Origin of the sequence: Winogradskyella sp., from assembly GCF_965656915.1 — a bacterium.
Classification (GTDB): Bacteria; Bacteroidota; Bacteroidia; order Flavobacteriales; family Flavobacteriaceae; genus Winogradskyella.
The window spans coordinates 1-8,337 of the sequence record NZ_CBFHMI010000084.1 but is presented as its reverse complement, the minus strand read 5'-3'; the positions used below and the strand labels follow the sequence as shown (position 1 = coordinate 8,337).

The window sequence follows — 8,337 nt, the reverse complement described above, 5'->3', positions numbered from 1 at the left end:
CCAGCCAAAATAATTTTAGTAGCACTGTTTTTATCCTTAACGCGTTTAATGATGTCTTGCAAGTTAGATTTGGTTTCCGATAGAGGTATACCGCGAAGCCCATCATTACCGCCTAATTCTAATAAAAATATATCTACATCTTTTTGCAGTACCCAATCAATTCTACTTTTTCCACCAGCAGACGTTTCACCACTCAAACCAGAGTTAATAACAGTATAGTCAAGATCTAAAGAATCAATTTTTTTCTGTAAAAGTGCAGGATAGGCAGCATTAGTATCATCTAAACCATAACCTGCTGTAATACTATCACCAAAGCAAAGTATCGTTTTGGTAGAAGATGATTCAACTTTAGTAGTATCATTTTCTTTAATAATTTCATTTTCAGTTTCAGTTTTTTTAGAGGATTCATTGCCGCAATTCAATAGAAAAAAAGCTACTATAAAATAACAAAACTTTATGAGTTTCTGAGGTGTTGAGATTGGTGAATTCAAGTACAAATGTGTATTTTGAGTCGCGAACATATGATAAATTAAAGCTGTTAAGTATATGACAAAGATATTAAAGATTAGTGGTTTGGAGAAGACTTATAAAAGTGGTCAGAAACAGCTCACAGTTTTAAAAAATATAACCTTCAATGTTGAGAAAGGGCAGACGTTCTCTATTGTTGGTCCTTCAGGTAGCGGAAAAACAACCTTACTCGGTCTGTGTGCAGGCTTAGATGAGCCCAATTCTGGTAGTGTAGAACTATGTGGTTATGATTTAAAAGCGCTCAATGAAGACGAACGTGCACAATTACGAAACAAAGAAGTAGGTTTTATATTTCAAAATTTTCAATTATTACCTACACTTACAGCTTTAGAAAATGTAAGTGTACCTCTTGAATTACAGGGAGACACTGATGCAAAAGCTAAGAGTTTAGAATTATTGAAAAAAGTAGGTTTAGAAGACCGTTGTCATCATTATCCATCTCAACTCTCAGGTGGTGAACAGCAACGAGTAGCCTTAGCGAGAGCATTTTCTAATACACCATCTATTTTATTTGCAGATGAACCTACGGGTAATTTAGATGAGGAGACAGGTGAAAAGGTAATCCAATTATTATTCGACTTAAATAAAGAAGCTGGTACTACTTTGGTTATTATTTCTCACGATTTAGATTTGGCAAATCGCACGCAACAAATACTACAACTTAAAGGAGGTCAGATATTAACTAACGAACCGACAACTACACATTGAAAAATAAACAACACACCTTAAAACCAAGAGTTTCATGGTTATTTAAAATGGCGTGGAGAGACGCTAAGTCTAGCCGAGTGCGATTACTCCTGTTTATGTCGTCAATAATTTTGGGAATATCTGCAGTGGTTGCCATACAGTTATTTAGTCATAATCTAAGTGATAATATTAAACGGCAATCAAAAAACTTAATGGGCGCCGATTACATTATCGACACACGTCAGGAACCTACAGAACGCGCTCAGGAAATCATAGATTCTTTAAAACCAGATGCAAAAGAAGTGACGTTCTTATCTATGATTGCATTTCCAATAAACAATGGAATAAAGCTGGTTCGAATACGAGGTATTGAAGGAGGTTTTCCTTTTTATGGCGATATGAAAACTAAACCTGCTGGTCGTTCTAAAACTTATCAAAATAAAAATGAGGCACTTGTAGACGCAACTTTAATGTTACAGTTTGGGATTAAACCTGGCGACTCCATAAAGGTTGGACAAGAAACGTTTCAAATTGGAGGCGCTCTAAATTCTATTCCAGGGAGTACGGCAGTTTCAACTTCGGTAGCGCCAACCGTCGTTATTCCTTATAAATCCATTGCCGAAACACAACTTCTACAATATGGAAGCCGAAAAGAGTATCAGTATTTCTATAAAGCTTCAGACACATTAGACCTAAATGCATTTGACGATAAAATCGATCCAATGCTTGATACTGAAAATGCAGATTTAGATACCCACACCAGCACAAGTCGTCGTTTAGGAAGACGCTATGACAATGTCGGTAAGTTTTTAAATCTTGCGGCTTTTATTGCTTTATTATTAGGTTGTATTGGTATAGCAAGTTCTGTTCATATTTACATCAAAGAAAAACTAAAAGCCATCGCCGTATTAAAATGTTTGGGCGCAAGTCGTAAACAGAGTTTCCTTATTTTTCTTATACAAATTGCTGGTATAGGTCTACTTGGTGGTATTATAGGGTCTGCCATAGGTGTGGCTTTGCAAGGATTGTTTCCTTATTTACTAAAAGCCTTTTTACCATTTCAATTAGAAATGACCATTACCGCAAAACCTATTATCATTGGTTTACTACTCGGTTTGTTTATTTCCGTATTATTTGCATTATTACCCTTATCACAAACTTGGTATGTTTCACCTTTAAAGGTACTTCGTATCAATGAAGAAGCAGAACAACCACGGAAAGTCCGAACGTTTATTTTTGGCTTAATCCTAATATCCCTATTTCTATTCTCATATATACTGATTCAGGATATTCAATATACTTTAGCATTTATTGTTGGTTCATTAGTAACGTTTATAATATTAGCATTAGTGGCCAAATATTTCATGAAATTGGTCAGGCGGTTTTTCCCAAAATCATGGAGCTTTACAACAAGACAAGGTTTATTAAATCTTTACCGACCAAATAACCAAACGGTCGTATTAGTATTGGCAATTGGTTTAGGTACTTTTCTTATCAGTACGTTATACTTTACTAAAGATATTTTATTAGCGAAGACCGAAGTCGGCGTTACAGCCGAAAATGCGAATATGATTATTCTCGATGTACAAAGCGATCAGCGTGAGGCTATGAAAACTCAACTTATAGAGAACAATGTACCTGTGTTAGATAATATTCCTTTGGTGACTATGCGAATGCATAAAATAAAGGACCAGTTGGTGAATGAATTAAGACAAGATACCACAAGACAGGTCAGAGGTTGGATTCTTAATCATGAATTTAGAACAACATACAGAGATGAACTCATTGCTTCCGAAGAAATTATAGCAGGTGAGTGGACACCAAACTTAAAGCCTGATGAACCTGTAGTGATTTCAATTTCAGATAATTTGGCTGATGATGCTAATGTTGATATTGGTGATAAAATTACATTCAATGTGCAAGGTGTTTTAATGGAAACCACTGTTGGTAGTATTAGACAAGTAGATTGGGGACGCATGCAATTAAATTTTTCAATTGTTTTTCCTGAAGGAGTATTAGAAAAAGCTCCACAATTTAGTGTGTTCACTACGAAAGCAGATAATGAACAAACTTCAGCTCACTTGCAACGCAAATTAGTAGCAAATTTTCCTAATGTATCCATTATCGATTTACGACAAGTCTATACTATTGTAGAAAATATATTAGATAAAGTGTCTTGGGTGATTAACTTTATGTCGTTCTTTAGTATTTTAACCGGCCTCATCGTTTTAATTGGTTCTGTTAGAACCAGTAAACATCAGCGCATCAAAGAAAGTGTGCTTCTGCGAACCCTTGGTGCCCGAAATCCGCAAATTTTAAAAATATCCGCGCTGGAATACCTGTTTTTAGGTCTGTTAGGCAGCTTAATTGGTATTATACTAGCATTAGTGAGTAGTTTGTGCTTAGCCATTTTTGTTTTTGAAGAGCCATTCATTCCATCTGCAATACCTTTTGTTGTCTTTTTACCGTGTATCACACTATTGGTCATCATAATTGGTCTAAGTAATATTCGTTCAGTACTTAATAGTTCACCTCTTGAAGTGTTACGACGAGAAATTTAAGATTATTATACGTGATATCATTTAGTTAAAAATGCTGTGCTGGCAGGATGTGTACATTACTTAGTGTTCCACTTGGTAGTAGGTATGAGGATGCTAAATTAAAATAAAACATTAAAAATTTATCCATTCATAATGGCGCCAGTCTCTTAGGTACATTTATGGTTATATCTATAGGGATTTTAGCGTTTATGGTAGTTAGAGCGTTCAAAAATCAAAACGTATAAAGCATCTTGTTATACTTAATCTTTTTGATTAAAATACTACCAGCAGAGAGACTATAATAATACCTTATAAAACCAATGTTTTAATAGGCTTATACAAATATTCTTATATTTGATAATACGACATGGTCAAATTTAGATACTTCCTAATCCTACTAATCACGCTTCAACTATTGTCTTGTAAGCAAGATAAATCTAATGTTGGTAATGCTGATGAATTCTACAATAGTATTGTAGCAAATTCTGTAGATCGCGATTTAGAAGCTATCAGAAACGATGGAGTATTAAAAGCTTTAGTGGTTTATAGCAGTACTAGTTATTTTTTGTATAGAGGTCAGGCGATGGGTTTTGAATATGAGTTATTACAGCGACTCGCCGACCATCTCGACTTAAAGTTAGAAATTGTAGTATCTAAAGATTTAGATGCCGAATTCGAAGTGCTAAATAGAGGTGATGTAGATTTAATTGCGCATGGTATGACGATTACCAACCAACGAAAATGGGAAGTTGGTTTTACAGAACATTTATACATCACCAAACAGGTGCTTGTTCAGAAAAAGCCAGACAATTATTTAAACATATCCTGGAAAACATTACACAAAGCACTTATTCATGACCCAATAGAGTTAATTGACGATACAGTTTCCATTCGCAAGAATTCTGCTTATCACGAACGTCTAGTTAGCTTATCTAATGAAATTGGAGGTACTATTGTTATTGATACGCTAAGTAGTAAACTATCCACAGGTGAAATTATGGATATGGTAGCTAACGGCACTATAAAATACACTATTGCCGATGAAAACTTGGCCAAGATAAATGCTGCTAAGAATCCCATCCTAAATATTGATGTACCCATATCTTTTTCACAGCGTATTGCTTGGGTAACACGTCAAAAATCTAAGAATTTTAGAGCTGTTATTGATGATTGGATTTTAGCTCAGCGAAAAACAAAGGATTATCAAGTAATTTACAACAAGTATTTTAAAAATAAGCGATTTTTTAAACGCAGAATTAGAAGTGACTATTATAGCTTAACGAATAATGAGATCAGTAAATATGACGACCTAATAAAAACTTATGCTGATAAAATTGACTGGGACTGGAGATTACTGGCATCTCAGGTCTATCAAGAGTCTAGATTCGATCCTGGTGCAGAATCCTGGGCAGGAGCTGGAGGGTTAATGCAGGTGATGCCTGCCACAGCAGAGTCTTTAGGAATTAAAGATCTGTCAAACCCTAAGGAAAGTATTAGAGGTGGTACCAGTTATTTACAACAAATGCACGAACGCTTTTCTCACATTCCGGATAGTTTAAACAGAATAAAGTTAGCCATGGCAGCTTATAATTGTGGCTATGGTCATGTTAGAGATGCACAGCGCCTTGCTGATGCTAATGGTTTAGATTCAATGGTCTGGGCAGATAATGTAGATAAAATGCTGCTTGCATTACGTTTTCCTAAAAACTACAATAAACCCTTTATAAAATATGGTTATGTTCGAGGTTCTGAACCTGTAAATTATATCGAACAGATCATAGAACGCTATAACCATTACAAGCAATTTATAAACTTGGAAGAATAGTAATATTTAAATATTTTGTTTAAATATTTGTTAATAAGGTTAAACAAAACTAATGTTTTCATAACTTTACATATAACGAACTTAAACATAATACAGATGAAATTATTAAAAACATTAAGCATTTTCACTTTAGTCACAGTCTTTTTCTTCAGTTGTGGAGAAACAAAAAAAGACAATTCTGAAGCAATGGAGACAACTACAGAAGAAGTTACCGAAACAGTAGAAGTTGAGCAGACCGAACCAAATATTGTAGAAGTTGCCGTTGGAAATGAAAATTTTTCAACATTAGTAACTGCGGTAAAAGCTGCAGATTTAGTTGGTACATTAAGTAGCGAAGGACCATTCACAGTATTCGCTCCTACAAATGATGCATTTGCGAAGTTACCTGAAGGAACTATTGCTTCTTTATTAGAGCCAGATAGTAAGAATCAACTAACAAGCATATTAACATACCACGTCGTGTCAGGTAAATTTGAGGCTGCTGCAGTAATCGAAGCAATTCAAAATAATAACGGTGCATATGAAGTAACCACTGTTCAGGGAGGAACAATTACTTTAAGCTTGAATGATGGAAAAGTGATGTTAAAAGATGCTAACGGAGGTATGTCTACAGTAGTTATTGCAGATGAAGCTGCATCGAATGGAGTTATACACGCATTAGACACTGTTATAATGCCAGAATAATAATAGGATTTTAGGTTAATAGCTAAAAACCATTGTAACAGTATAGAAGTTACAATGGTTTTTTATTTAGAAACGAATTATTGATTTAAGCCTCTAGATTAATTAAATATTTTTATAAATTAGATACAAGACTTTTTAAAACCAGCTCTTATGACTTTTACAGATTATGTTATTGTTGCACTAAAGCTAATCGTTGCTCTTAGTATACTTAATGTGTGGCTTATACAGCCCAAAAAGAAAACAAAATGGCGTGGAGGTGATGCCACGACTATAATCGAAGAATTTAAAGCTTATGGTTTGTCAGAAACCTTTTGCTATGTTGTCGGTTTTTTAAAAGTAGGTCTGGCATTAATATTATTAGCCTCATTAAAATTTGAAAATCTTACCCTTATAGGTAGTATCGGCTTATCTTTATTACTATTAGGGTCTATCGCTATGCACGTGAAGATAAAAGACCCATTATTCAAATCGTTTCCTGCGTTTTTATTTATTGTACTAAATCTAATTATTATTCTACTGTCGCAGTAAAGAATTTTGTGTAGGTTTTTACAGCTATTAATAGGTTCAATACGGCAAAAACAAAAGATGGTGACGATTTTATAAAATTATCCTTAATCTTTAATCTCACAATAAAACCTGCTGTCATTAAAAGAAATAAGCCAAAAGCAGCGCTAAATAGTAACAACGAACTAAAATAAAGGCCCAGAAGTAAACCTCCTGCACCTGATAATTGAAGCCATCCTGTGAGTTTGCGCTGATTTGGTAGACCATAACGCTCAAATTCGTCAACTATAAACTTAGAGTAAAAGCAATTTAATCCAAAATAGATAAAGGCAATACCAGAGAACCAGGTTAAAGCTGTAAGTAAATCCAAATTAATTTTTTAATGATTAGGCCACAAGGTCATGACAATGTAGTAAGCATCTATTGACACTTTGTATTGTGGTATCAAACTGCATACTGTTTTAATAAGTCTAAAGATACGTGTTTTAAAGCAACCTCATGCGTTGCTCTTAAATCTACTAAAGGTGCCTTATTAACCTTTTCGGCTTGTTTCCAGCGCGATACACATAAGCACCATTTATCACCTGGTTTTAATCCAGGAAATTGCCATTGTGGTATGGGTGTTATTAAATCATTTCCTTTGGATAGTGAATATTGTAAAAATTCTTCCGTAACAATGGCACAGACCACGTGTGTGCCTGTGTCCTGGGCTATCGTTTTACAAAATCCGTCTCTAAAATAACCCGTCATTGGCTCACAAGAACAGTTTTCTAAAGGTTCACCCAGTACATTTAAGGTCTCTTTTATTTTCTGCATTAATTATTCGTATTAAGAAGCTTTATAATGATTGATTTTTTCATATTATTAAAGTTAGGATATTTCTATTTTGTTGAAGAATAAGTTCAAAAAGTTAAACTAAATTTTAACACAATAGATCGATTATTAGTCTATATTAAATGTTGTATACCAGAGTGGTTTACATCAAGCATTAACTTTCAAATCAAAAATAATAAATGGACTATAACGTAACATTACGGAACATTGAACTCGTAACACATAATGTATTAAGATTAATCACAGACAAACCTAAAGGTTATACATTTACACATGGACAAGCCACAGAAATGGCAATTAATAAGTTAGGTTATAAAAATGAAAAACGACCATTTACATTTACAAGTTTACCAGACGAAAAAGAATTAGAATTCACCATTAAAATGTATCCGTCTTATGACGGTGTCACAGATGAGTTAAGCACGTTAAAAGTAGGTGATGAGCTTATCATTGACGATGCTTGGGGAGCTATAAACTATAAAAGACCAGGAACTTTTATTGCTGGAGGTGTAGGCATTACTCCTTTTATCGCTATTCTAAAGGATCTAGAACGAAAAGACGAGCTCAAAAACAATATGCTTATCTTTTCAAACAAAGCGGAAAAAGATATTATCTACAAGCAAAATCTTGAAACCTGGATGGGAGATCAAGCGTCGTTTGTGCTATCTGACGAAGAAAATAACACATACCATCATGGCCATGTCGATAAAGCTTATTTAAAAAACAAATCTATTG

9 protein-coding genes are annotated in these 8,337 nt (G+C 34.2%); 6 read left to right on the top strand and 3 right to left on the bottom strand.

The window, feature by feature from the left end; genetic code table 11:
• Positions 1–491 (bottom strand): GDSL-type esterase/lipase family protein (locus ACTG3Y_RS12895; RefSeq protein WP_439153331.1); only part of this gene is annotated, 491 nt, incomplete at its 3' end.
• A gap of 55 nt (positions 492–546) precedes the next feature.
• On the opposite strand from ACTG3Y_RS12895, the gene ACTG3Y_RS12890 reads away from it, so the two are divergent.
• The 5 genes from ACTG3Y_RS12890 (at position 547) to ACTG3Y_RS12870 (ending at position 6,792) form a co-directional block, all read left to right on the top strand.
• Positions 547–1,236 carry an ABC transporter ATP-binding protein gene (locus ACTG3Y_RS12890; protein ID WP_439153330.1) on the top strand — a complete coding sequence of 230 codons (690 nt, stop codon included), beginning with the start codon at positions 547–549 and terminating at the stop codon, positions 1,234–1,236.
• A 47-nt stretch (positions 1,237–1,283) separates the two neighbouring features.
• Positions 1,284–3,776 (top strand): ABC transporter permease, encoded by a 2,493-nt coding sequence (locus tag ACTG3Y_RS12885; RefSeq protein WP_439153332.1) that lies wholly within the window; start codon positions 1,284–1,286, stop codon positions 3,774–3,776.
• 346 nt (positions 3,777–4,122) lie between these two features.
• Positions 4,123–5,580, top strand: a complete 1,458-nt coding sequence (locus ACTG3Y_RS12880; RefSeq protein WP_439153329.1) for a transglycosylase SLT domain-containing protein — start codon at positions 4,123–4,125, stop codon at positions 5,578–5,580.
• Positions 5,581–5,676: 96 nt separating this feature from the next.
• The gene (locus ACTG3Y_RS12875) at positions 5,677–6,264 is read left to right on the top strand and encodes a fasciclin domain-containing protein (RefSeq protein ID WP_439153328.1); all 588 of its coding nucleotides are present in this window, start codon (positions 5,677–5,679) and stop codon (positions 6,262–6,264) included.
• Between the two features lie 150 nt (positions 6,265–6,414).
• Positions 6,415–6,792, top strand: coding sequence for a DoxX family protein (locus tag ACTG3Y_RS12870; protein WP_439153327.1), 378 nt, complete (start codon positions 6,415–6,417; stop codon positions 6,790–6,792).
• Here the strand turns inward: ACTG3Y_RS12870 and ACTG3Y_RS12865 are convergent.
• Together ACTG3Y_RS12865 and ACTG3Y_RS12860 are read right to left on the bottom strand one after the other, a co-directional pair.
• Positions 6,773–7,138: a DoxX family protein gene (locus ACTG3Y_RS12865; protein ID WP_439153326.1), complete on the bottom strand. Its 366-nt coding sequence runs from the start codon at positions 7,136–7,138 to the stop codon at positions 6,773–6,775. The genes ACTG3Y_RS12870 and ACTG3Y_RS12865 overlap by 20 nt on opposite strands.
• A gap of 74 nt (positions 7,139–7,212) precedes the next feature.
• A complete protein-coding gene (locus ACTG3Y_RS12860) occupies positions 7,213–7,584 on the bottom strand; it encodes a DUF2237 family protein (RefSeq protein ID WP_439153325.1) in 372 nt (123 codons plus the stop codon).
• A 197-nt stretch (positions 7,585–7,781) separates the two neighbouring features.
• Between ACTG3Y_RS12860 and ACTG3Y_RS12855 the strand changes: the two genes are divergently transcribed.
• Positions 7,782–8,337: FAD-binding oxidoreductase (locus tag ACTG3Y_RS12855; RefSeq protein WP_439153324.1), on the top strand; the 556-nt coding region annotated here is incomplete at its 3' end.